Origin of the sequence: Catenuloplanes nepalensis (genome assembly GCF_030811575.1) — a bacterium.
In the GTDB taxonomy this organism is placed as follows: domain Bacteria; phylum Actinomycetota; class Actinomycetes; order Mycobacteriales; family Micromonosporaceae; genus Catenuloplanes; species Catenuloplanes nepalensis.
On the sequence record NZ_JAUSRA010000001.1, the window covers coordinates 44,139 to 68,127 of the forward strand.

At 72.8% G+C, this 23,989-nt stretch carries 24 protein-coding genes; 20 read left to right on the forward strand and 4 right to left on the reverse strand.

The window, feature by feature from the left end:
* The first annotated feature begins 45 nt into the window (after positions 1-45).
* Positions 46-465 carry a GtrA family protein gene (locus J2S43_RS00130; RefSeq protein ID WP_306826383.1) on the forward strand — a complete coding sequence of 140 codons (420 nt, stop codon included), beginning with the start codon at positions 46-48 and terminating at the stop codon, positions 463-465.
* Positions 462-3,053, forward strand: coding sequence for a hypothetical protein (locus J2S43_RS00135; RefSeq protein ID WP_306826384.1), 2,592 nt, complete (start codon positions 462-464; stop codon positions 3,051-3,053). The genes J2S43_RS00130 and J2S43_RS00135 overlap by 4 nt, the downstream gene beginning before the upstream one ends.
* 157 nt (positions 3,054-3,210) lie before the next feature.
* Here J2S43_RS00135 and J2S43_RS00140 read toward each other — a convergent pair whose 3' ends face one another.
* Together J2S43_RS00140 and J2S43_RS00145 are read right to left on the reverse strand one after the other, a co-directional pair.
* On the reverse strand, positions 3,211-3,939 hold the full coding sequence (locus J2S43_RS00140) for a class I SAM-dependent methyltransferase (RefSeq protein WP_306826385.1): 729 nt from the start codon (positions 3,937-3,939) through the stop codon (positions 3,211-3,213).
* Positions 3,939-5,006 (reverse strand): glucose-1-phosphate thymidylyltransferase, encoded by a 1,068-nt coding sequence (locus J2S43_RS00145; RefSeq protein ID WP_306826386.1) that lies wholly within the window; start codon positions 5,004-5,006, stop codon positions 3,939-3,941. Before J2S43_RS00145 ends, J2S43_RS00140 begins: the two co-directional genes overlap by 1 nt.
* Positions 5,007-5,153: 147 nt before the next feature.
* On the opposite strand from J2S43_RS00145, the gene J2S43_RS00150 reads away from it, so the two are divergent.
* The 11 genes from J2S43_RS00150 (at position 5,154) to J2S43_RS00200 (ending at position 16,485) form a co-directional block, all read left to right on the forward strand.
* Positions 5,154-5,888 (forward strand): TIGR03936 family radical SAM-associated protein, encoded by a 735-nt coding sequence (locus tag J2S43_RS00150; RefSeq protein ID WP_306826387.1) that lies wholly within the window; start codon positions 5,154-5,156, stop codon positions 5,886-5,888.
* 1,493 nt (positions 5,889-7,381) lie between these two features.
* Positions 7,382-10,270, forward strand: a complete 2,889-nt coding sequence (locus tag J2S43_RS00155) for an Rne/Rng family ribonuclease (RefSeq protein ID WP_442320062.1) — start codon at positions 7,382-7,384, stop codon at positions 10,268-10,270.
* 145 nt (positions 10,271-10,415) lie between these two features.
* Positions 10,416-10,979 carry a hypothetical protein gene (locus tag J2S43_RS00160; protein ID WP_306826388.1) on the forward strand — a complete coding sequence of 188 codons (564 nt, stop codon included), beginning with the start codon at positions 10,416-10,418 and terminating at the stop codon, positions 10,977-10,979.
* Positions 10,980-11,196: 217 nt separating this feature from the next.
* Entirely contained in the window at positions 11,197-11,514 is a 318-nt protein-coding gene (gene rplU / locus J2S43_RS00165) for a 50S ribosomal protein L21 (protein WP_306826389.1), read from the forward strand.
* A gap of 12 nt (positions 11,515-11,526) precedes the next feature.
* A complete protein-coding gene (gene rpmA, locus J2S43_RS00170; protein ID WP_306826390.1) occupies positions 11,527-11,784 on the forward strand; it encodes a 50S ribosomal protein L27 in 258 nt (85 codons plus the stop codon).
* 171 nt (positions 11,785-11,955) lie between these two features.
* Positions 11,956-13,488: a GTPase ObgE gene (gene obgE, locus J2S43_RS00175; RefSeq protein ID WP_306826391.1), complete on the forward strand. Its 1,533-nt coding sequence runs from the start codon at positions 11,956-11,958 to the stop codon at positions 13,486-13,488.
* A gap of 64 nt (positions 13,489-13,552) precedes the next feature.
* A complete protein-coding gene (locus tag J2S43_RS00180) occupies positions 13,553-13,996 on the forward strand; it encodes a GNAT family N-acetyltransferase (protein WP_306826392.1) in 444 nt (147 codons plus the stop codon).
* 78 nt (positions 13,997-14,074) lie between these two features.
* On the forward strand, positions 14,075-14,476 hold the full coding sequence (locus J2S43_RS00185; protein WP_306826393.1) for a hypothetical protein: 402 nt from the start codon (positions 14,075-14,077) through the stop codon (positions 14,474-14,476).
* Between the two features lie 461 nt (positions 14,477-14,937).
* Entirely contained in the window at positions 14,938-15,198 is a 261-nt protein-coding gene (locus J2S43_RS00190; protein ID WP_306826395.1) for a hypothetical protein, read from the forward strand.
* Positions 15,195-15,728 carry a hypothetical protein gene (locus J2S43_RS00195; RefSeq protein ID WP_306826396.1) on the forward strand — a complete coding sequence of 178 codons (534 nt, stop codon included), beginning with the start codon at positions 15,195-15,197 and terminating at the stop codon, positions 15,726-15,728. Before J2S43_RS00190 ends, J2S43_RS00195 begins: the two co-directional genes overlap by 4 nt.
* Positions 15,729-15,852: 124 nt before the next feature.
* Positions 15,853-16,485, forward strand: coding sequence for a cellulose binding domain-containing protein (locus J2S43_RS00200; protein ID WP_306826397.1), 633 nt, complete (start codon positions 15,853-15,855; stop codon positions 16,483-16,485).
* Between the two features lie 11 nt (positions 16,486-16,496).
* Here the strand turns inward: J2S43_RS00200 and J2S43_RS00205 are convergent, their stop codons facing one another.
* Positions 16,497-16,724, reverse strand: coding sequence for a DUF397 domain-containing protein (locus J2S43_RS00205; protein ID WP_033340074.1), 228 nt, complete (start codon positions 16,722-16,724; stop codon positions 16,497-16,499).
* Between the two features lie 131 nt (positions 16,725-16,855).
* Between J2S43_RS00205 and pepN the strand changes: the two genes are divergently transcribed.
* The 7 genes from pepN (at position 16,856) to J2S43_RS00240 (ending at position 22,819) form a co-directional block, all read left to right on the forward strand.
* Positions 16,856-19,369: an aminopeptidase N gene (pepN, locus tag J2S43_RS00210; protein ID WP_306826399.1), complete on the forward strand. Its 2,514-nt coding sequence runs from the start codon at positions 16,856-16,858 to the stop codon at positions 19,367-19,369.
* Between the two features lie 109 nt (positions 19,370-19,478).
* Positions 19,479-20,075 (forward strand): nicotinate-nucleotide adenylyltransferase, encoded by a 597-nt coding sequence (gene nadD / locus J2S43_RS00215; RefSeq protein ID WP_306826400.1) that lies wholly within the window; start codon positions 19,479-19,481, stop codon positions 20,073-20,075.
* A gap of 103 nt (positions 20,076-20,178) precedes the next feature.
* A complete protein-coding gene (rsfS, locus tag J2S43_RS00220; protein WP_306826401.1) occupies positions 20,179-20,583 on the forward strand; it encodes a ribosome silencing factor in 405 nt (134 codons plus the stop codon).
* Positions 20,580-21,209: a histidine phosphatase family protein gene (locus tag J2S43_RS00225; RefSeq protein ID WP_306826402.1), complete on the forward strand. Its 630-nt coding sequence runs from the start codon at positions 20,580-20,582 to the stop codon at positions 21,207-21,209. The genes rsfS and J2S43_RS00225 overlap by 4 nt, the downstream gene beginning before the upstream one ends.
* A gap of 37 nt (positions 21,210-21,246) precedes the next feature.
* Positions 21,247-21,675 carry a hypothetical protein gene (locus J2S43_RS00230; protein ID WP_306826403.1) on the forward strand — a complete coding sequence of 143 codons (429 nt, stop codon included), beginning with the start codon at positions 21,247-21,249 and terminating at the stop codon, positions 21,673-21,675.
* Between the two features lie 29 nt (positions 21,676-21,704).
* Positions 21,705-22,526 (forward strand): DegV family protein, encoded by an 822-nt coding sequence (locus J2S43_RS00235; RefSeq protein WP_306826404.1) that lies wholly within the window; start codon positions 21,705-21,707, stop codon positions 22,524-22,526.
* A 50-nt stretch (positions 22,527-22,576) separates the two neighbouring features.
* A complete protein-coding gene (locus J2S43_RS00240; protein WP_306826405.1) occupies positions 22,577-22,819 on the forward strand; it encodes a hypothetical protein in 243 nt (80 codons plus the stop codon).
* Here J2S43_RS00240 and J2S43_RS00245 read toward each other — a convergent pair.
* Complete coding sequence (locus J2S43_RS00245) at positions 22,816-23,985, reverse strand: DUF1444 domain-containing protein (RefSeq protein WP_306826406.1); 1,170 nt, start codon at positions 23,983-23,985, stop codon at positions 22,816-22,818. The genes J2S43_RS00240 and J2S43_RS00245 overlap by 4 nt on opposite strands.
* Between the last annotated feature and the right edge of the window lie 4 nt (positions 23,986-23,989).

Genomic DNA, 23,989 nt, shown 5'->3' on the forward strand with positions numbered 1-23,989 from the left:
CTCTCCACCTGGCCACCGACTTCCCCGGTGGATCGTTGAACACGCGTGACTTGCACCGCGCACGCGACCGGCCGGCGGAGGCGACTGCTCCGCCCGTTGCTCAACGACCGACGCGCTCACTACGTTCTCGCCGGGGGATTGGGCGCGGTCGTCTACTACGGGCTCTTCTCCGCCGGCTGGCTGATCCTGCACCGCCACTACCTGCTGCTGGCCGTGCTCGCGAACGCGGCGACCGCGGTGCTCACCTACCCGGTCTACCGGCGGATCTTCGGCGGGACCGGCTCCCGGGTGGCCGGCCTGGCCCGGTTCTACCTGGTCTCGCTGGGCAGTCTGGCCTGCTCGCTCGGCGGGCTGCCGCTGCTGGTCGAGTCGGCCGGCCTGCCGGTGCTGCCCGCGCAGGCGCTGATCATCGTGGTCGCGCCGCTGCTCACGTATCATCTGCACCGAGGCTGGTCGTTCCGGTGACCGCCACGCTCACCCGCGCGGAGGCCGGCCCGGCCGGCACGCCGCCGGTTCCCGGCCGGTTCGCCCGCGGCGCCGGTTTCGTGGTCCACTTCCTGCCCGCCGCGGTCACGGCCGCGATCACGATCACGATCCTTCGCTGGTACGGCGTGAGCGCGCGCGACATCGCCGCGTTCGCCGCGTACCTGGTCCTGGCCGTGCTGCTCCCCGGCACGCTGGTCTGGCGCGCACTGCGCCGCGGCCCGGGTGCGCTCCCGGCGGACGTGACCGGCGGCGCCGCCATCGGCTACTCCCTGGAGATCATCGGGTACGTGGCCGCGCGCTCGGCCGGCCAGCCGCGCCTCGCGCCCGCGCTGCCACTCGCGATCCTGCTCGCGTTCCTGCTGGTCAAGCCGCTGCGCCGGTTCTGGCGTGGGTCGGGCGCGCCGGTGCCGCTCCGCTGGGCGTGGGGCGTCGCGATCGTCTGCCTGCTCGTCCTCGGCTGGACCGCCGCGAAGTTCTTCCGCTCGCACGGTCTGGACTGGCCGTCGTCCGGCTCGCCCTACGTGGACATGCCGTTCCACCTGGCGCTCGCCGGTGAGCTGCGCCACCACGCGCCGCCGCGGATCCCGTACGTGATCGGCGAGTCGCTGCACTACCACTGGTTCGTCTACGCGGACCTGGCCGCGACCAGCTGGGCGACCGGCATCGAGCTGCAGGTGCTGCTGCTGCGGCTGAGCCTGCTGCCGATGGCGCTGATCTTCGTGGTCGGCACCGCGGTGCTCGCCACCAAGCTGACCGGCGAGTTCCGGGCCGTGGTGCCGTGGTGGACCGGCCCGCTCGCCGCGCTGCTGCCGCTGGTCGGCGCGCCGTTCAACCCGTACCGGGGGTTGCTCGCGTCGGTGCCGCAGGGCTCGATCCTGGACGCGCTCTGGCTCAGCCCGACCCAGACGTTCGGCGCGATGCTGGCGATCGCGGCCGTGCTGCTGCTGATCGAGTTGCTCCGCGACGCCGGTGGTGCCGGCCGGTGGGCGATGCTGATCCTGCTGCTCGTGGTGATCACCGGCGCGAAGGCGACCTATCAGCCGCTGCTGCTGGCCGGGCTGGTGCTGGCCGTGACGGTGCGCTGGATCGGCGAGTTCCGGCCGCCCTGGGCCGCGCTCGCCGCGACCGCGCTGACCGTGATCACGCTGGTCTTCGCGCAGCTCGTCCTCTTCTCCGACTCGGCCGGCGGGCTCAGCGTCAAGCCGCTCTCCACCGCGCTGAACTCCGAGCTCGGCCACATCGCCGGCACCGCCACGTTCCCGCCCGGCACCGAGGGCGGCCCACCGGCGCCGATCCGGTTCTCCGCGATGGACGGCGTGCCGTTCGGCGGCCAGGAGGTGGATTCGTCCGCGTTCGAGCCGATCGGCGTGACGGCCGCGACCGGCGGCCTCGCGGTCGAGGGAGCGGCCGCGAGCGCGCCCGGCGGGGCGGGGGAAGGACTGGCCCAGCTCGGCCTGGAGCGCGTCGCCGAACTCGGCTGGTGGCCCGCGTTCGCGCTGGCCACGCTGGTGCTGCTGCTCTGGATGAGCATGGTCGGCGGCGCCTGGGCGATGCTCCTGCGCCCACGGCGGCTGGTCGACCCGGGCGTGCTCATCTGCCTCGGGATCGTCGCGGCCGGCTTCGGTGCCGCGCTCACGTTCGAGCATCCGGGCGCGAGCCAGCTCTACTTCGTCAACTCGGCCCGTCCCTACCTCGGTGCGCTCGCGGTCGCCGGGCTGGCCGTGGCGACGGCGCAACGCCGTACCGTCGGGGGCTGGTTCCTGGGGTTGTTCTCGCTCTCGGCCGGGGCGTGCGCGGTCTGGGCCGGCCACGACCTGATCGGTGAGCCGCGCGACAACCAGGGCTTCGGGTCGGTGCTGGCGCCGCTGGCCGTGCTCGCCGGTGCCGGGCTCGCGGTCTGGCTGCTGGTCTGGGGCCTCGCCCGGCTGCGGCGGCGAGTGCGCCCGGCGCGGCGGGCCTGGTTCGCGGTCTGGCTGGCGATGCTGGGCATGGTCGCGCCGGGCGCGGTCGCCGGCTACGCCTCCCCGATCATGACGGCGGCCCGGGACGGCTGGCGGGACGTGCCGATGGACGCGGAGCCGGCCGAGGTGCGGCCGGCGATCCCGGAGGGCGCGGTCGAGGCCGGGCGCTGGCTGCGCGACCACTCGGCCCCCGGCGACCTGGTCGCGACGAACGCGCACTGCCGCACGCTGCGCCAGTGGGTCTGCGACAACCGCAACTTCTGGGTCTCCGCCTACACGGAACGCCGCGTGCTGGTCTCCGGCTGGGGCTACACCGTGACCGCGCACTCGGAGGCGGCCCGGACCGGCACGATGGTCAACCGCGTCGAGTTCTGGGACCGGTCGCTGCTCAACCTGAACGACGCCGCGTTCCAGATGCCGTCCGCGGTCAGCGTGGGCCGGCTCGCGGCCGACCACGGCGTGCGCTGGTTCCTGGTCGACCGCCGCACCAGCACGCCCCCGCCGGAACTCGCCCGCTTCGCGATCCACCGCTTCACCGCCGGCGTCTGCGACGTCTACGAACTGCCCCCGTCCGCCGCCGACTACCGCGTCACCTCCGCCGACTGACCACCTTCCGCGGGCTTCGCCGGGTGGGCGACGCGCGACGCGCGGGGAGCTCGGCTGCCGCCCCGACCCCCGCCCCTGAGCGGAGTGAACGCTCTGCTCATGCGACGACCGGTGCCCACGCCCAGAGCGGCCACGCCGGAAGCGGGAGAATCCGCTTCTAGAAGGGTTTGTGGGCCCTGAGGAAGAGGGAGACGCCGGGGAGGCGGCCGACCGGGAGGTGGCGTTCGAGGCGGACGACGCCGCCGAGCAGCGCGTTGACCAGCGGATGGACGGCCGTCACGTCGTGGCGCAGCGTCGCCTCCGAGGAGGGGCGCACGGTCGTGGTGCGGCGGAGCGCGACGGCCGGGCGAAGCAGCACGTTCCAGCTCCAGAGCGCGTCGACGCGCAGGCCCGCGTCCGTGATCAGCGCGGTCAGCCCGGCCCGGTCGTAGCGGCGGACGTGCCCGCTGAGTTCATCAAAAACCGACCATAAACGCATATCCGCCGGTACGGCGATGAGCACGGTGCCGCCGGGACGCAGCACGCGGTGGATCTCGGCGGCCGCGCGATCGTCCTCCCCGATGTGTTCCAGCACGTCGAACGCGACCAGCAGGTCCCGGCTCGCGGACTCGACCGGAAGATCGCGCGCGTCCGCCTGGATCGCGTCGAGACCGCGGGCACGGGCGATCTCCACGCCCTCCGGCAGATATTCGGTGGCCAGCACGTCATAGCCGAAGTCGCGCATGACCAGGGAGTTGCCGCCACCGGCCGCGCCGATCTCGATGGCCCGCCGACCGGGCTCGGCATGCCTGCGCCGCAATTCCCGGGCGAGGAGGGCGCGGCGCTCCCGGTACCACCAGTGCCGTTCCTCGACCGCGGCCGAGGAACGGATGTCGGCGCCGCGCATCAGGCCCGCAGCCGGACGGTGCTGTGGTCGCCCACGATCAGCTGGTGCGCCGCGGGAGTCCGCGGCGCGGGCAGCACCCGGGCATCCCGGCCGATGATCGATTCACCGATCCGGGAGACGCCCCGGATGGACGCGTTGTCGAAGACGATCGAGTACTCGATCTCCGCGTCCTCCAGCTCGCAGTTGTCCGCGATCGAGGTGAACGGGCCGACGTAGGAGCGGGCGATCTTGGTTCCGGTGCCGATCACGATCGGCCCGCGCAGCACCGAGTCCTCGACCACGGCGCCGGCCTCCAGCACCACGCGCCCGATGATCTCGGTGCGGCCGTCGACCGTGCCGTCCAGCCGCGGCTCCACCGACTCCAGCACCATCCGGTTGCACTCCAGGATGTCCCGCGCCCGCCCGGTGTCCTTCCAGTAGCCGCTGACCAGGTGCGAGTGCACGCGATGGCCGTGCGCGATCAGCCACTGCACCGCGTCGGTGATCTCCAACTCGCCGCGCGCGGACGGGCCGATCGCGCGCACCGCCTCGTGGATCGCGGGGCTGAACAGGTAGACGCCGACGATCGCCAGGTCGCTCTCCGGCTCGGCCGGCTTCTCGGTCAGCCCGACGATCTCGCCGCTGCGGCCGAGCGTGGCCACGCCGTACGAGCGCGGGTCGTCCACGGCCGCGAGCAGGATCTGCGCCTCGTAGTCGCCGGCCCGGAACGATTCGACCAGCTCCTGCACGCCGCCGAGCAGGAAGTTGTCGCCGAGGTACATGACGAAGTCGTCGTCACCGAGGAAGTCCCGGGCGATCAGCACGCAGTGGGCCAGCCCGAGCGGCGCGTCCTGCGGGATGTAGGTGATGGCGAGCCCGAAACGGGACCCGTCGCCCAGTGCGGCCCGGACCTCCGCGCCGGTCTCCCCGATGATCACACCGACCTCGGTGATGCCCGCCTCACGCATGGCCTCCAGCCCGTAGAAGATCACCGGCTTGTTCGCGACCGGGAACAACTGCTTCGCCGAGGTGTGTGTGAGCGGCCGCAGCCGGGTACCCCGCCCACCGGCCAGCATCAGAGCCTTCATGTCCGGTGTAACGGCCTGCGTAGGCGGATGGCGACGGCGAGTCGCATCGGCGCCACGGTTACGGGAAGATGGGCGGGACCCACCAGAGGACAAAGGAGCACCACGATTCCTCCCAAGCCACAGCCAGAGGGGGGCCAGGCGCCCGTTGTGCAGCGGATTCGTCTCCGCTATGCCAAGCGCGGCCCGCTCCGGTTCACCTCGCACCGGGACTTCGCGCGCGCGTTCGAGCGCGCTCTGCGCCGCGCGGGCATCCCCATCGCCTTCTCCCAGGGGTTCACGCCCCACCCCAAGATTTCGTACGCGTCCGCGGCGCCGACCGGCGTGGCCAGCGAGGCGGAGTACCTGGAGATCGGCCTGCAGACCCGGACCGATCCGGAGGTGGTCCGCGCCGCGCTGGACGCCGCGCTCTCACCCGGGCTGGACGTGCTGGAGGCGGTCGAGGCCGGCCCCGGCAGCCTGGCCGACCGGATCGACGCCTCGCACTGGCGGATCGAGCTGCCCGGCATCACGCCGGAGACGCTCGACCGCGCGGTTACCGCGTTCCGCGACGCGCCGGACGTGAGTGTCGAACGCCTCACCAAGCAGGGGAGGCGGCAGCTCGACGCACGTACGCCGGTCACTCGGATCGAGGTCAAATCGGAGGGGGACGCACCTTCCGGGGTCGGGGCTGCACCGTGTGCGATACTGGACCTTGTCGTGCGGCAGGTCACCCCGTCCGTGCGACCCGATGACGTCCTGTCCGGCCTCCGCGTGGTGGCCGACCTGGAGCCGCCGTTGCCGCCGAGGGCGACACGGCTGGCGCAGGGCTCGCTGACCGCGCAGGGGGAGATCGTCGACCCGCTGGCAGCGGACCGCGACGGGGCAACCATCGGTGGGAGCTGACCGGGTTTTCCGGCCAGCACTCGTCGGCAGACTTCGGTAGTTCGCGCCATCCGGTTTTTCCGGCCGCCTCAGACGGCGGCGGGACGGCCGTATGGCACGTCACCGGAACACCTTTGCGGCGACCCTGCGTGGCAGCGCTCACCCGCGCCCGGGGCCGCCAGAACTGGAGAACGCCCATGCTCGACAAAGAGCCAGAGGGCGGTGAGCGGACCGGTTCCACGCCGGCCGCGAACACCGTCGACAGCATCACTCCCGACGTTCCGGCAACTGGGGACAATTCGGGCATTCAGGAGCCGGATCGCCCGGTTCCGGTGGATTCTCCTGCTCCGTCCGCTTCCGGCGCCGCCGTCGACGTGCTCGGCGAGACGACGCCGGTACAGGCCGTGGCCTCGATCGAGGACGCGGCCGTGCCGGTGGACGACATCGCCGCGGCGGACGACGAGATCGCTCCGGCGGTCGAGGAGTCCGTGCCGGTCGGGACGTTCGACGCCCCGGCCGAGGAGTCCGGCGAGGATGCGCCGATCAGCGAGGGCGTGCCGGTCGACGCCGGCCCCGCGCCGATCGAGGCGGCTGACGAGACGTCCGCCGCGCCTGCTCCGGCCGAGGCCGCCGACGCGGACGTTCCGGCCGAAGCCGCTGCTCCGGGCGAGTCCGGTGCCGCGTCTGTTCCAGCTGAGTTCGCCGCCGCGCCTGCTCCGGCCGAAGATGCTGCCGCGCCTGCTCCGGCCGAAGATGCTGTCGTGTCTGTTCCGGCGGAAGCTGCTGTCGCGGATGTGCCCGCTGAGGATGCTGCGGTCGAGCCTGCCGCGGCGGCTGCGTTCGAGGCGCCTGTCGCTGCTCACGTGGAGCCCGCTGCCGCGGATGCGGCGGTGGCGAGTGCCGCTGCCGCGAGCACGCCGGAGAGCGCTCCGGCGATCGCTGCGGACGCTTCGGACATTTCCGGTCTTACTGCGCCGATCGCCGGTGCCAGCACCCAGTCCGGCGCCGCCGATGAGGGCGATGCCGCTGCTCAGGGCGCTGCCAGCGCCTCGTCCGAGACCGTGGCCGCTTCGGACGCTGCCGCCGCGGATCCGACCGCTTCCGCGGACGTGACGGCTGCCTCAGGCGTGGTCGCTGCGGATTCGACCGCTTCCGCGGACGAGGCAGCCGCCGCGGATGAAGCCCTCGTTGCGGACGTGACGGCTGGGCCCGACGAGACCGCTGCGACGGACGTGACCGCTCTCGCGGACCCGGCCGATGAGGTCGCGCCCGAGGCTGTCGCGGTTCTCGCCGCCGGTGCGGCAAATGCCGCAGACCAGACGAAAAGCGCCGAGGGTACGGACGCGTCCGCCGACGTGGCCGCGCCGGTGAAGGCGACCCGCACGCGCACCCGCACCCGCAAGGCCGCCGTCCCCGCGGCCGACGGCGAGATCGCCGAGGACGCGCCTGCCCCGCCCGCCCGCCGCACCCGCACCCGCAAGGCCGCCGCCCCGGCGCTCGCCGCGGAGCCGCCGATGGACGCGAACGAGCGGGTCGGAGCGGAGTCGCACCCCGAGACGCAGGCCGGCGTGAACCCGGAGATCAGCCCGGTGCCGATCGCGCTGGAGGCCGAGGAGCCGCCCGCCGCGCCGGTCAAGGCGACCCGCACCCGCACCCGTACCCGCAAGGCCGCGGCACCGGCGGCCGAGACCGCCGCGCAGGATCAGCTGCCGATCGTGGTGGTTCCGCTGGACGACGAGCCCGAGGACGAGTCCGGTGCCACGACCGCGGTCGTGGCGCCCGCGGAGCCGGTCGAGGACGAGCCGCGCACCCGGCGTCGCCGGGCCGCGGTGCCGCCGCCCGTGCTGTTCATGGCGCCCGAGCCGGAGCCGGTCGTGCCGGTCACCCGCCGGGCCGAGCCGCCGGCCGTCGCGCTGGTCCCGCCGGCCGAGGCCGTGCCGGAGCCGATCGCGGCGGACGAGGAGACGGAGCCGGTCGAGACCACGCGTCGCCGTCGCCGCCGCCGCGGCGCCGTCGCGGACCTGGTGGAACCGGACGAGGACGAGATCGCCGAGGTCCGGGGCCGGCGCACCGACGGTGACCTGGAGGAGCCGGACGAGACCGCGGACGACGTCGACGACGAACTGGACCCGGAGTCGGACGACGACGAGGCCGCGAACCGCCGTCGCCGCCGCCGTGGCCGCCGTGGCCGTGGCCGTGGCCGTGGCACCGCGGACGACGAGGTCGGCGACGAGGCCGGCGACGAGGACGCCGAGGCCGACGTGCCCGCCGCCGAGTCCGAGGACGAGGAGGACGAGGAGGGCGGCGAGCCGATGACCCGCCGTCGCCGCCGCCGGCGCCGCAAGGGTTCGGGCGACGCGGACGAGGCCGAGGAGGCGGGCGTCCACACGGTCGTGCGCATCCGCGAGCCGCGTGCGGTCGCCGACGAGGTGCAGGGCGTCTCCGGCTCGACCCGGCTGGAGGCGAAGCGCCAGCGCCGCCGGGACGGCCGTGAGCAGCGCCGGACCCGCCCGCCGATCCTGTCGGAGTCGGAGTTCCTGGCCCGTCGCGAGGCCGTCGACCGGACCATGGTGGTCCGGCAGACCAGCGACCGCACGCAGATCGCGGTGCTGGAGGACGGCATCCTGGTCGAGCACTACGTCAGCCGCGGCTCCTCCGGGACCATGGCCGGCAACGTGTACCTCGGCAAGGTCCAGAACGTGCTGCCCAGCATGGAGGCGGCGTTCGTGGACATCGGGCGCGGCCGCAACGCCGTGCTCTACGCCGGCGAGGTCAACTGGGACGCGACCGGGCTGGAGGGCCGCTCCCGCTCGATCGAGCAGGCGCTGCGCTCCGGCGACTCCGTGCTGGTGCAGGTCACCAAGGACCCGATCGGGCACAAGGGCGCGCGGCTGACCAGCCACATCGCGCTCTCCGGCCGGCACCTGGTCTACGTGCCGCACGGCAACGCCTCGGGCATCAGCCGCAAGCTGCCGGACAACGAGCGCAAGCGGCTCCGTGACGTGCTGAAGAAGCTGGTCCCGGACGGCGCGGGCGTGATCGTGCGCACCGCGGCCGAGGGCGCCAGCGAGGACGAGCTGGCCCGCGACGTCAAGCGGTTGCAGGCGCAGTGGGAGGACATCCAGGACCGGGCGGCCGAGGGTGGCGCGCCGGTCGCGCTCTACGAGGAGCCCGACCTGCTGGTGCGGGTGGTCCGCGACCTGTTCAACGAGGACTTCCGCGAGGTCCTGGTGCAGGGCGAGGACGCGTACGACATGGTGGAGGACTACCTCACCCACGTCTCCCCGGACCTGGTCGGCCGCCTGCACCGCTACACGGGTGTCGGCGACATCTTCGCGGACAAGCGGATCGACGAGCAGATCCTCAAGGGCCTGGACCGCAAGGTCTTCCTCCCGTCCGGTGGTCACCTGGTGATCGACCGGACCGAGGCGATGACCGTGGTCGACGTCAACACCGGTAAGTACACCGGTGCGGGCGGCAACCTGGAGGAGACCGTCACCAGGAACAACCTGGAGGCGGCCGAGGAGATCGTGCGTCAGCTGCGGCTGCGTGACCTCGGCGGCATCGTGGTCATCGACTTCATCGACATGGTGCTGGAGAACAACCGCGAGCTGGTGCTGCGCCGGCTGACCGAGTGCCTGGGCCGGGACCGGACCAAGCACCAGGTCACCGAGATCACCTCGCTCGGCCTGGTGCAGATGACGCGCAAGCGGATCGGCGCGGGCCTGCTGGAGGCGTTCAGCGAGACCTGTGACCACTGCAAGGGCCGCGGCCTGGTCATCCACACCGAGCCGGTGAGCGACCGGAAGAACGGCAACGGGCACGGCCACGGCGGCGGGGAGCGCGTGAAGTCGGTGGCCTCGGGCATCGTCCCGTCGCCGGTGCGCACGGAGCGTGCCGAGCGCCCGGAGCGTGGCGAGCGCCCGGAGCGTGCCGACCGTGGCGAGGGTTCCGGCCGTCGTCGCGGCCGGAAGGCGGCCGAGCTGGTGGTGGCCGAGTCGGCGACCGCGCAGGCGACGCTGGCCGAGCCGGACGTCGCACCGGATCCCGCCCCCGCGATCGAGCTGGAGGCCGAGCCGCAGCCGCGGGTGGAGACGCCCGCTGCGCTGTTCACCCCGCCGGTGACCGGTGGCGTGTCGGGCATCTTGCAGCAGGTCGCGCCGGCGCCGTCGCTCTCCGCCTACGAGGCGGCCAGCTACGACGACACCATGGGCTACGACCTCTCCCGTTACGAGGCCGCCGGCGACGACGAGGACGACGAGACCGGCGAGCCGATCCGGCTGGCCGGTGCGGAGGACCCGGACGCGCTCGGTGAGGACGACGAGGACGCCGGCGACGCCGAGGACGGCAGCGGTGCCCGGCGCCGGACCCGTCGCGGCACCCGTCGGCGGACCCGTCCCTGACCTGCCCTGTTCATGACCGAGGCGTCCCGTGTGCTGTTCTGACGGCCCGCGGGACGCCTCGATCATGAGGGTGGGACGTGAGCGGGGAGCGTGGGTTCGGGTTAGGGTCGACGGCGGTCGACGGCCCCAACCCAGGAGCATCCCCATGACCCGCCCCCGGTCCCTCTCCCGTTCCGCCGCCGCGGCGTTCGCGCTGACCGCCGCGCTGCTGTTCACCGCCGCCTGCTCCGACGATGAGGAGCCGGCGGTCACCGTGCCGTCCCCGGCCGCGTCCGTGCCCGCCGCCGCCTCAGATCCGGCCGCCACCGGCCCGGCCGGCACCGCGCCCGCGCCCGCGCCGCCGTCCGGCACCGTGCCGATCCCGCAGGGCACCGGCCCGGCCGGCGGCAACGCGCAGCAGGTCTGCGACACCGTGACCAAGGACAGCTCGGCCGCGGTGATGGAGTACGTCGGTCAGCTGTCCAAGCTCGCCCAGGCCGGCCCGGACACCGCGGACGGCAAGGCCGCGCAGGCCGCGGCGGAGAAGGCGCTGGACGGCTGGGAGGCGTCGCTGCGCACCCAGGCGGGCGCGGCCACGGACGCCCGCCTGAAGGCGGTGCTGACGAACATGGCGGCCCAGGTGAGCACGATGACCGCGGACCTGAACGCGATCGGCGGCGGCCAGGTGGAGCAGTTGCAGGCCATGCTCGACGAGCTCTGCGGCGGCTGACCAGCGCGGGGTTCGCACCCGAGTTGGGAGGTCAGGGGGTCATGGCGTACGCTTGCCTTTGGCGCACCTTCGTGCGCCGCGTTCGCGTGCGCCATCTGGAGTTCAACTCACAGTCTGAGTTCGATTCGCAGAGAGGCTCGGCGCGAGCACCGAACCATCCGCCAGCGGTTGCGTTGTGACTTCGCGCCGCTTGTCAACGACAGGGAGTCCGCGTCTCATGTACGCGATCGTCAAGACCGGCGGCAAGCAGTACAAGGTCGCCGAGGGCGACGTGATCGAGGTCGAGAAGCTGGTGGGTGAGCCCGGCGACGCGGTGAAGCTCGCGGCGCTGCTCCTCGTTGACGGCGATGACCTGGTGACCGACGCGGCGCAGCTTGCCAAGGTTGCGGTGTCCGGCGAGATCGCCGAGCACACCAAGGGTCCGAAGATCCGGATCCACAAGTTCAAGAACAAGACCGGCTACCACAAGCGCCAGGGGCACCGTCAGCCGCTGACCAAGATCAAGGTGACCGGCATCGACAGCGGCAAGAAGTAAGGGCGGCAGCTCATGGCTCACAAAAAGGGTGCTTCCAGCTCGCGCAACGGTCGCGATTCCGCAGCTCAGCGGCTGGGTGTCAAGCGCTTCGGTGGTCAGGTCGTGAAGGCCGGCGAGATCCTGGTCCGCCAGCGCGGCACCAAGTTCCACCCGGGTGACCTGGTCGGCCGCGGCGGCGACGACACGCTGTTCGCGTTGGCCCACGGCTCGGTCCTGTTCGGCAACGCGCGTGGCCGCAAGACGGTCAGCATCGTGCCGGTCGAGGCCTGATCCTCGGTCTTTCGGAGCGGGCTGGGGCTGCGTGCCCCGGCCCGCTCTGTGTTTTTGCTAGCACAGGATATGCGCGTAAACCGGAATGAAACGGCGTCGTGCATCCTTGAGTTACCCGGGCGCGCTCCTCGGCGTACCCCCGGATGGGTTTTGATCTTTAAGGGGTTGGAAGTGGCAACGTTTGTCGACCGCGTGGTGCTGCACCTGCAGGCGGGGAACGGTGGCCACGGCTGCGTGTCGGTCCTCCGGGAGAAGTTCAAGCCGCTCGGCGGCCCGGACGGCGGCGACGGCGGCCACGGCGGCAGCGTGAAGCTGGTCGTCGACCCGCAGGTGCACACGCTGCTGGACTTCCACTTCCGGCCGCACATCAAGGCGGAGAACGGCGTCGGTGGCGGTGGCGGCAACCGGGACGGGGCGAAGGGCCGCGACCTGGTGCTGAAGGTCCCGGACGGCACGGTCGTGCTGACGCCGGACGGCGAGGTGCTGGCCGACCTGATCGGCGCGGACGCGAGCTTCGACGCGGCGCGCGGCGGCCGGGGCGGGCGCGGCAACGCGTCGCTGGCCAACTCGCGGCGCAAGGTGCCGGGCTTCGCCGAGCTGGGCGAGCCGGGCGACCTGCTCGACGTGGTGCTGGAGCTGAAGAGCGTCGCCGACGTGGGCCTGGTGGGATACCCCTCGGCCGGTAAGTCCTCGCTGATCTCGGTGGTCTCCGCGGCCAAGCCGAAGATCGCGGACTACCCGTTCACCACGCTGGTGCCGAACCTGGGCGTGGTGCAGGCCGGCGAGAAGACGTTCACCATGGCGGACGTGCCGGGCCTGATCCCGGGCGCGGCCACCGGCAAGGGCCTCGGCCTGGAGTTCCTCCGGCACATCGAGCGGTGCGCCGTGCTCGCGCACGTGGTCGACTGCGCCGCGCTGGAGACCGAGCGCGACCCGATCAGCGACATCGAGACGCTGGAGGCGGAGCTCGCGGCGTACGGCGGCCTGGAGGACCGGCCCCGCGTGGTGGTGCTCAACAAGATCGACGTGCCGGACGCGCGGGACCTGGCGGAGATCGTCCGGCCGGACCTGGAGGCGCGCGGCTACACCGTGTTCGAGATCAGCACCGCGACCCGGGAGGGGCTGCGGGAGCTGACCTTCGCGCTGTCGAAGCTGGTCGAGGAGAACCGGCTCGCGGTCGCCCCGGCCGAGCCGTCCCGGATCGTGATCCGGCCGGTCGCGTTCGACGACAGCGGCTTCACGCTCACCCGGGACGAGGCGGCCTCGGATCTGCTCGCGGCGGAGAGCGATCCCGGCCTCGACGCCGAGGACGCGGTCGAGAAGCAGAGTCTCTGGGTGCTGCGCGGCCCGCGGCCGGAGCGCTGGGTGCGGCAGACGAACTTCGACAACGACGAGGCGATCGGCTACCTCGCGGACCGGCTCAACCGGCTCGGGGTCGAGGACGCGCTGGGCAAGGCCGGTGCGAAGCCGGGTGACGTGGTGCGCATCGGCACCTGGGAGTTCGAGTGGCAGCCGGACGTCGGTGAGTACCTCACCGGTCCGCGCGGCACGGACATCCGCCTGGAGGAGAAGAACCACCGGCCCACCGCGGCGGCCCGGCTGGCGGCCCGGAAGGCGCGGCGCGAGCGGACGGTCGTCCCGGAGGAGTCGGCCTGGATCGCCACGCCGGGGTCGGAGAAGATCTCCGAGGGCGAGTGGTCGTGATCACCACGGCTCGGGTCCATTTCTACGAAACCTCGTAGAAAACGGGCACGACTAGCCTCGGACCATGTTGATCGAGCCCCGCACCAGCACGGATCCCGAGCTCCACGCACTCATCGTCGAGCAGCAGCGGGAACTCGTGACGGTGTCCGGCGAGAACGTCGTCTACCCGGTGCGCACCGGCGCGTCGTACCTGGTGGGGATCGTCAACGGGCACGCGGTGGCGTGCGGCGCGGTGGTCACGCTCAACCCGGACACGGCCGAGATCCAGCGGATGTACGTCCGGCCGGAGTTCCGCGGCCAGGGCTTCTCCCGCGCGATCCTGGCCGAGCTGGAGGAGCTGGCCGCCCGCGCCGGCTACAGCGTGCTGCGCCTGGAGACCGGCGGCTACCTGCCGGTGGCGATGTCGCTCTACCGGAGCGCGGGCTACGAGCCGATCGCGACGTACGGGGACTACCTGGGCAACCCGCACAGCGTCTGCTTCGAGAAGCGCCTGCCTGTTCTCGCCTGATATTTCGGACATGGTGGTCTGATTCGCGCGCTATCGGGGGATGGCCACGACCGCCCGGCGGTGAAACGATGGTCGACTATGGACGAGGCGCGTCTTGACACGCCGGCCGCGATCGACGAGCACCTGACCCGGGTGCTCACCCGCGCCGACCGCGCGCGATACGGCGTGCGCTTCGTGCTCTGCGACCGGGACAACCGGGTGCGGGTGCACTGCCCGGTCGACGAGCCGCCGCCGTTCGCGGACGGCGACGGGCCGCGCGGGACGGTCGCCGCGTTCGCCGCCTCCCTGACCGGCGAGCCGGCCGGCGGCGGCGTGCTGGTGGTGCTGACCCGGCTCGGCTCCGGCGCGGTGAGCGCGTCCGACCGCGCCTGGTTCCACGCGACGTACGAGGTGTGTCGCGCCGCCCGGGTCCGCGTGCTCGGCGTCTACCTGGTGACCCCGGCCGACCTGCGCGAGATCCTGCTCGACGACGCGCTCTAGATCGTGTTCGGCGGATCCCCGCCGGCCTGCGGCGTGGCCCAGGCGCCGCCTGGCCGCACGTCGCGAAAGCCCACATACAGCACCGGTATGAGGGCTTTGGTGTCGCGGAGGGTGGGCGGCGCGGAAGCCCGGCGGCCCGCGGCGTGGCCGGTCCACCGGGCACGTCCCGGCCGTCCCGCCCGCGTCCGGCGGGTCCCACGTGCGATGCCGCTGCTCCCGGGTGCCGCCGGCGGCACCGCGGCGTGCCGTGCCGCGGCCGGGACGGGGGCCGGTAAGGGAGGCCATTGACGGTGGAGGTGTGTTGGCCCCGGTCGGTGGCTCCTCCGGGCGGGGCGGGGGCGGGTGCATCGTGGTGCGTGCCGGGGCGGGAGCCGCGCCCGGCACGGCCGGCCACGCACGGTGCGGCCGGAGACGATCGCGACGAGGCGGGCACCGGCACCGCGCCCGCCGGAGGGAGGCACATGGTGAACGTCACGGAGGCGCATCCGAGCCCCGGCATCGAGGCCGCGCTGGACGCGTGCCGCCGCGCCGGGCTGGCGACGATCCGGGCAGGTCAGGGGCCGCTCTGGGGGTGGGTCGAGTGCGTGACCGGCGCCCGGCGGATCTCGGTCCCGGTGTGGGCTGAGGACCCGGCCCGGCAGCGCACCCGGCTCATGATCTTCTTGGACAACCACGTCGCGCACCGGCCGCGCCCGAAGCGGCCCGGACGGAGGGGCCGATGACCCCGGTCTTCCAGTTCCGGATGGTGGTGGACACGCCGCCGACCGACGCGCAGACCGTCGCGCTGGTCGCTCTGCCGGACACACCCGGCGTCGAGGTCGCGCCGGAGGAGCACGTGGGCGTGGTGTGGTTCGACCGGTCGGCGCCGCGGCTCGCCACCGCGATCGTCTCGGCCACGCACGACCTGGAGCGGGTCGGGCTGCGGCCGATCCGGGTGGAACCGCGCGACCAGGTGACGATCCCGGAGGCGGCGGCCCGGCTCGGGCGGCCCGCGGAGTGGTTCCGCTCGTGGCTGACCGGCACGTTCGCCGAGCCGGGTGCGCCGTCTCCGGTGCCGATGCGCCCGGCCGGGCAGGAGCGGTTCTTCAGCTGGGACGACATCGAGTCCTGGACCCGCGAGCGGCTCGACCCGGACCTGCCGGACGGCCCGCCGGTGCTGACCGCGGCCGCGCTGGTGCTGCGCCTGCGCCGGGTCGGCCACGGCGTGGACGGCCTGCCGGAGTTGCTCGGCCTGATCGGCATCCGGCCGTGAGACCGCTCACGCGACCGTCCACGATCGAGCCTGGATTCGGTCAATCCGGTACGTGCCATGTTCATCCGGGCGCCGGTCCGGCTAATCTCACTCGGTCGTGACGGAACACGTGGATGGGGAGCGCATGCCGGCGAGGCACGGTGAGCGGCGGACGGCGCCGGTCGAGCGGGACCGGAGTTCGGTGCCGTGGTTGCCGGTGCTGGCCGTGGCCGGAGTGGCGACCGGGCTGCTGGTCGCCGCGCTGACGCTGGTGCCGTTCGACGCCGCGCAGCAGGCCGCGGCGCCGCCCGGAGCCGAGCCGACGCAGGTGTCCGGCCCGGGGCCGGGGTCGCCCGAGCTGTCCCGGGTGCCGGGCTACGGCGCTCCCACACCGAGCGGCGTGGGAGACAGGTCCCTGATCGCGGGCGCGGAGGCGCCGGGCCGGCAGCGGTCCGACGCCTCCGGCACCTTCCGCGTGCTGAACTCCTACGGCGACTCGTTCATCGGCGAGGTGCTGATAACCAACCCCACCACGGGGGTACGACACTGGTCGCTGCAGATAGCGTTCGAGGAGAACGTGGGCGAGTTGCGCACGTTCTGGGTGGAGTCGGCGCCGCAGGCCACGATGAGCCGGGACGGTGCGCTCTACACGTTCATCAGCACCGTGCCGTTGAGCGCGGGCGCGTCCGTCTCGCTGCGGCTCCACTTCGAGCGCACGGGTGCGGACGCGCCGCCTCGGCTGTGTCACGTCAACGGGGGAGTCTGCGGGGTCGCCTGAGCGACCGGCGATCACTCCAGGTCGAATTCGCCGTCCTTGGCGCCCTCGACGAAGGCGTCCCACTCGGCCTGGGTGAAGACGAGGACGGGACCGTCCGGGTCGGCGCCGTTGCGCATGCCGATCAGGTCGTCGACGAAGGCGACCTCGACGGAGCTTCCGTCGCCGCCCTCGCCCGGCCCGGCCGACTGCCACACCGCGCGGGAGAGGTCGAAGTCGCCCTTGGGGTGAGGCGTGGTCATGAGGTCTCCCTGGGGGATGTGGAATTGAGGAATCGGGGAGCGACGCCGCGGCGAACCAGTGCGCCACGTCACATCGCGGGATACAGGTTACCCGGGGTTGCCGCCGGGGCCGGAGCGGGGAGGATGGTCGGATGCGCAGCCTGACTCGTGCGGAGGCCGTGGAACGCGCCGCACTGCTGACCGTCGACGGCTATGAGATCCACCTTGACCTCACGGGTGGTTCGGAGCTGTTCCGATCGAGCACCACGATCCGTTTCCGGGCGTCCGCGCCCGGCCCGACGTTCGTGGAGGTCAAGCCGCACCGGCTGATCTCCGCGCGGCTCAACGGCACCGACCTGGACGTGTCCGCGCTGGACGGCAACCGGCTGCCGCTGGCCTCGCTGCTCACCGGCGACGCGGAGAACGCGCTGGTGGTCGAGGCGGAGATGGCGTTCACGAACTCCGGCGACGGACTGCACCGGTTCGTGGACCCGGCGGACGGCGAGGTGTACCTCTACGGGGCGTCCTTCCTGGACGAGTCGGAGAAGGTCTTCGCCTCGTTCGACCAGCCCGACCTGAAGGCGCCGTTCACGCTGACCGTGCGCGCGCCCGAGGGGTGGCTCGTCGCCGCGAACGGTGCGGAGGCCGCTCGCGAGGACGGGCTCTGGACGTTCACGCGTACGCAGCCGTTGGCCACCTACTTCGTCACGCTGATCGCGGGGCCGTACCACCTGGTCAGCGGCGAGCACGACGGGATCCCGCTGGGGCTCTACTGCCGCCGCTCGCTCGCCGGCGACCTGGACAAGGACGCGGAGGCGATCCTGGACGTCACCGCGCGCTGCCTGGACCGGTTCCACGAGCTGTTCCAGGTGCGGTACCCGTTCGGGAAATACGATCAGGCGTTCGTGCCGGAGTTCAACGCCGGTGCGATGGAGAACCCGGGCCTGGTCACGTTCCGCGACGACTACGTGTTCCGCTCCGCGGTCACCGACAGTGAGTACGAGTTGCGGGCCACCGTGATCGCGCACGAGATGGCGCACATGTGGTTCGGTGACCTGGTCACCATGCGCTGGTGGGACGACCTCTGGCTGAACGAGTCGTTCGCCGAGCACATGGGCTACCGGGTGATCGCCGAGGTGACCGACCGGAAGACCTGGACCACGTTCGGCATGCGGCGCAAGGGCTGGGGTTACTCCGCCGACCAGCGCCCGTCGACGCATCCGGTCGCGCCCGGCGACCTGGAGGACTCCGCGCTCGCGCTGCTCAACTTCGACGGCATCTCGTACGCGAAGGGCGCGGCCGTGCTGCGCCAGCTGGTCGCGTTCCTCGGCGACGAGGCGTTCCTGGCCGGCCTGCGTGACTACTTCCGGACGCACGCGTTCGGCAACGCCACGCTCGCCGACCTGCTCGACGCGCTGAGCCGGTCGAGCGGCCGTGACCTGAGCGGCTGGGCCGACCTGTGGTTGCGCACCGCCCAGGTCAACACGCTCACCCCGGAGATCACGCCGGGCCCGGACGGCACCTGGGCCGAGGTGGCGGTCCGGCAGACCGCGCCGGAGAGCCACCCGACGCTGCGCCCGCACCGGATCCGGATCGGGCTCTACGACCGGGCCGGCGCGGAGGTGGTGTGCCGGGACCGGTTCGAGGTCGACCTGACTCCCGAGGCGGACGGCGGGCGCACCGTGCTGGACCGGCTCGCCGGGCAGCGCGCGGCCGACCTGCTGCTGCTCAACGACGGCGACCTGACCTACGCGAAGGTCCGGCTGGACGACGCGTCCGCGTCCGCGGTGCCGCTGGTGCTGCCCGGCATCGAGGACTCGCTCACCCGCGCGGTGATCTGGAGCTCCATGATCGACGCGGTGCAGGACGCGGACCGCCCGGTCGCGGACCTGGTCGCGCTGGTGCTCGCGGCGCTGCCGGTCGAGCGCGAGGTGATCATCGTGGAGGACGTGCTGCTGCTCACCGGCCGGCTGGTCGACCGATACCTCGCCGGCGCGGCCCGGGAGGACGCGTTGCTGCTGATCGCGGCCGCGGCCGACCGGCTGCTGGCCGCCGCGCCGGCCGGTCACTCGCTGCAGCTGGCGGCGGCCCGGTCCCTGATCGGCACCACCCGGGACGCGTCGCGGCTGCGCGGCTGGCTGGCCGGCGACGGCGTGCCGGACGGGCTGGCGGTCGACGCGGACCTGCGCTGGCGGCTGCTGGCGAGTCTGGTGGTGCTCGGCGCGGCCGGCCCCGCCGAGATCGAGGCGGAGTCCGCGCGGGACCGCAGTGCAGCCGGTGAGCTGTGGGCCGGCACGTGCCGGGCCGCGCTGCCCGACCCGGCGGCGAAGGAACGGGCCTGGCGGCGGCTCTACACGGACGAGTCGCTCTCCAACCGCTCACTGGTGGCGTACGCGCAGGGCTTCTGGCAGCCGGAGCAGAGCGAGCTGACCGCGCCGTTCGTCGCGCGGTACTTCGCGGAGATCCCGGAGGCGGCGCGGGCGCGGTCCGGGTGGTCGGCCGAGCGGCTGGCCGCGCTGACGTTCCCGGTGTTCGCGGTCTCGCCGGAGACCCGGGCGGCGGCGGCCGGCCTGCTCGCGCGTGACGACCTGCATCCGGCGGTCCGGCGCGCGGTCACCGACGCGGATGACGACATGCGGCGCGCGCTGAGGGCCCGCGGCGTGTGAGCGGGCCAGGGGGTGCGGCTCTCGGCCGTACCCCCTGAGGATCCTTGATTTTGATCTTGTTTCTGGCGATGGATTGCCGGGGCGAGCCGAGCGAGGGAAGATCGTCAGCGTGGGTGAGCGTGGGCAGCGGATCGGCATCATGGGCGGCACGTTCGATCCGGTTCACAACGGTCACCTGGTCGCGGCCAGTGAGGTCGCGGATCGGTTCGGGCTGGACGAGGTGGTCTTCGTCCCGACCGGGCAGCCCTGGCAGAAGGGGCGGCAGGCGGTGACCCCGGCCGAGGACCGGTACCTGATGACCGTGATCGCGACCGCGTCCAACCCGCGCTTCACGGTCAGCCGCGTCGACATCGACCGGCCCGGCCCGACCTACACCGTCGACACGCTGCGTGACCTGCGCGCGATCTACGGGACGGACGCGCAGCTGTTCTTCATCACCGGCGCGGACGCGGTCGCGAAGATGCTCTCCTGGAAGGACGCGGAGCGCATGTTCGAGCTGGCCCGGTTCGTCGGCGTGACCCGGCCCGGCTTCGAGCTGTCGAACGAGCACCTGCCGGCGGACGCGGTGAGCCTGGTCGAGGTGCCCGCGATGTCGATCTCGTCGACCGCGTGCCGCGCGCGCGTGGTCGCCGGCAAGCCGGTGTGGTACCTGGTGCCGGACGGTGTGGTGCAGTACATCGCCAAACGAGGGCTGTACGCTGGGTAGTTTTGCCCCGTTGTGTCCGATCTGGGGATGAAGTGAGGAGACGATCGGTCCCTGGTTGTGAGACCCTGGAACGGTTGTTGCGCTACCCACGGAAGGAGCCCGGGTGACGGTACCCGAGCGAGCCCTCGAGCTGGCCCTTGCTGCCGCTCAAGCCGCCGCAGACAAGAAGGCCGAGGACGTCGTCGTGATCGACGTCGGCGACCAGCTTCCCATCACCGACGCGTTCGTGATCGCCTCCGCGCCGAACGAGCGCCAGGTCCTCGCGATCGTCGACGCGATCGAGGAGGAGCTGCTCAAACTCCCGGAGAAGGCGAAAGCCGTCCGGAAGGAGGGTGAGCGTGCCGGTCGCTGGGTCCTGCTGGACTTCAACGACATCATCGTGCACGTGCAGCACTCCGACGAGCGCGAGTTCTACTCCCTCGACCGGCTGTGGAAGGACTGCCCGATCGTCCCGTTCGTCGACCGCGACCTGGTCGAGGCCGAGGCCGGCGCGGGTTCGGCGGCGTGACCAGGCTGATCATCTGGCGGCACGGCAACACGGACTGGAACGCGGAGGGTCGCGTCCAGGGCCAGACCGACGTGCCGCTGAACGACCTCGGCCGGTCACAGGCCGGCACCGCCGCGCCGCTGCTGGCCGGGCTCGAGCCGGACGCGATCTACGCAAGCGACCTGCGGCGTGCCCGGCACACCGCGGACGCGCTGGCCGCCCTGACCGGGCTGCCGGTGACGGAGGACGCCCGGCTGCGCGAGCGGCACTACGGCCTCTTCCAGGGTCTGACGAATCCGGAGATCGCCGAGCGGTTCCCGGAGGCGTTCGCGCGCTGGAACGGCGGCGATCCGGAGGTCGGCGCGGAGGTCGAGCGCAACGACGACGTCGGCAAGCGGGTCGGCGAGGCGCTGCGCGAGATCGCCGACCGGCACTCCGGCAAGGTCGTGGTGATCGCCACCCACGGCGGTGCCGCCCGGCAGGGCTTCGGTGACGTGCTGGCCTGGCCGGCCGACGTGATGGCGGCGATCCGGCCGCTGCAGAACTGTCACTGGACCGAGCTGGCCGACACCCCGCGCCGGGGCTGGCAGCTGCGCGCGCACAACGTGGGCCCGTGGCCGGAGAAGGCGATCCCGGCGGCGGTCTGAGCGGAACCCGGCGCGGCCCGGTAGCGTCCTAGCCATCATGACCATGCGCCGGTTCCTCCTCGTTCCCATGGCGGTCGCCGCTCTCGCGCTGACCGCCTGCGCGTCGCCCTCGTCGGAGTCTCCGGCCGCTCCGGGCGCGCCGTCATCCGTTACGGTGACGCCGTCACTCGACGGTGTGGTGCCGTCGGTGGTGCCGTCGCTGGATCCCGGCATCCCGTTGCCGGAGATGTCCGGTAAGCCGGACAAGCCGCTGGAGATCACGGTGACCGGGCAGGTCACGGCCGGTGTCGAGCCGGGCTGCCGCATCCTCTCCGACGGCCGCACCTCCTACCTGCTGCTCGGCGGCGACGAGAGCGTGGCCAAGGTCGGCGCGCGGGTGACCGTCACCGGCACGCTCGGCGAGAACATCATGAGCACCTGCCAGCAGGGCACGCCGCTGCAGGTGAAGTCCGTGCAGGCGGGCTGATCCGCCCAGGATGCGTTACCGTGCCCGGCATGTCAGTCGCGGTCGTCACGGACTCCACGGCGTACCTGCCGGACACGGGCGGGCTCACGGTCGTCCCGCTGCACGTCGTGGTCGGCGACCGTGAGCTTCCTGAGGTGCCGGGGCTGAGCTCCGGCGAGTTGTCCCGCATGCTGCGTGACCGCCGGGTGCCGATCACCACGTCGCGGCCGGCGCCGGAGCGCTTCGTCGAGGCCTACCGGCGGCTGTTCGACGGCGGCGCCACCGGCATCGTCTCCGTGCACCTCTCCGCCCGGCTCTCCGGCACGGTCGAGGCCGCCCAGCTGGCCGCGGCGCAGTTCGGCGACGCGGTCCGGGTGATCGACTCCCGATCCGCCGGGATGGCCACCGGCTTCGCCGCGCTCGCGGCCGCCGCCTGCGCCGACCTGGACGAGGCGGCCAAGGCCGCGCAGACCGCGGTCGAGCGGACCACCTCGCTGTTCTACGTGGACACGCTGGACTTCCTGCGTCGCGGCGGGCGGATCGGCGCCGCGTCCGCGCTGGTCGGGACCGCGCTGTCGGTCAAACCGATCCTGCGCATCGCGGACGGTGCGATCATCGTGCGGGACAAGGTGCGCACGGCCGGGCGCGCGCTCGCCCGGCTGGCGGACCTGACCGTGGAGGCGGCCGGTGACGGCGACGCGGACCTGGCCGTGCACCATCTGGCCGCGCCGGAGCGCGCCGCCGAGTTGCTGTCCCGCGTCGCCGATCGGCTCGGGGCCCGGCTGCGCGCGCGGCACCTGACCGAGATCGGCGCGGTGGTCGGCGCGCACCTCGGGCCGGGCGCGATCTGCGCGGTGATCCACCGGCGGTGATTTGCGGGAATCGGCGGCATCTGCAACCGCGGGACGTGAGCATGGTTCCCATGACGGGCGACGAACACTACCGCGTGGCGGAGAAACTGCTGGGCCGCGCGGGCTACGAGGCCGACCGGACCGCGTGGGTGACCCAGGCGAAGCCCGGCGACGAGGGCAACCCGGGACACCTCCAGGCGAACGCGAATCACATCGCGGCCGCGCACGTGCACGCGATGCTCGCGCTCGCGGCCTCGAACAACCCCTCGTACGGCGAGGTCCTGATCCCGGACGTGCCGCCGAACCACAACTAGGGCTGTATCTCGCAGCCCTTCAGTTCCGCGCGCGTGGCCTCGTCCGGGAAGTCCGGGGCCAGGTGGCGCGGCGGCGCGATGCCGGGAAGCGGCGTGAACAGGTCGCGCAGCGCCAGCTCGGCCCACGGGACGAAGAACGTGCCGCCCTCGCCGTCGGAGATCGCCACCAGGTCCGCGACCGGCATCAGCGCGGAGGACTCGCCGGACCAGAGCGCGTAGGTGAACGTCGAGCCGTCCGGGCGCTGCGCCATCCGCAGCGGCAGCGGCGTGCCGGGCAGGCTCGCGGCCGCGTGGTGCTGCCGGTCGTACTCGCGCAGCGCCAGCAGCCGTTCCGCGCGCCGGACCGCGTGGTGCAGCGGGTGGCCGGGCGGTGCCTCGTAGGGGACGGTGCGGCCCAGGTGGTCGCTCACGTACGCCATCGGGGACGTCGACCGCGCCGACTCCAGGAACTCGGCCTCCACCAGCGGGAACGTGGCCAGCAGCGTGTCCGGGTCGTCCGTGGTGACCACTACGGTCGTCCGGTCCGGCAGGAACGCGACCGGCCGCCCGCCGGAAAGGCGCGTGCCGAGACCGGCCAGCCAGCCGTCTACCAGCGGGAACGACGCGCAGTACGAGTCGCCCTCGTCCACGAAGTGCAGGATCGTCGGCGGGCTCTCACCCGGCGCCGGCGGGGCGACCGGCCCGGCCCGCAGGTTCGACCGGGCGGCGCGGAAGGCCTCGTCCTCGGTGACGCCCCAGGTGCGCAGGTGCTCCGCGGTCACGTAGGCCATCGACGCGGGCAGGTCGATCACCAGCATCTCGGCCAGGAACGGCAGCGCGGGGCGGGCGACCGGTGCACCGCGGTCCACCGCCATCGGCGCGGCCCCGCGCAGCACCGGGCGCAGCATCTGCCGGGCGCGGGCCCAGTCGTCCGGCGTCGCGGGCATGCGGATCAGCGTGTCCACGAACGCGTTTATCCTGGCCCGGCGCTCTGAGCGGGAGGCGGGGCCGACCTCGGTCCAGAGGTTCTCCAGGTAGAGGACGGCGCCGTCGTACTGGACGGCGAAGTCGCCCGCGTCGAAGCGAGCGTCCCGGATGCCGTGCCGGCGGAGTCGCTTGACCACCCGTTTGGCCAGGTCCTCCCTGGTCAGCGGCGTGTTGCCGGTAGCGCGGCGCCAGAAGAACACCTGG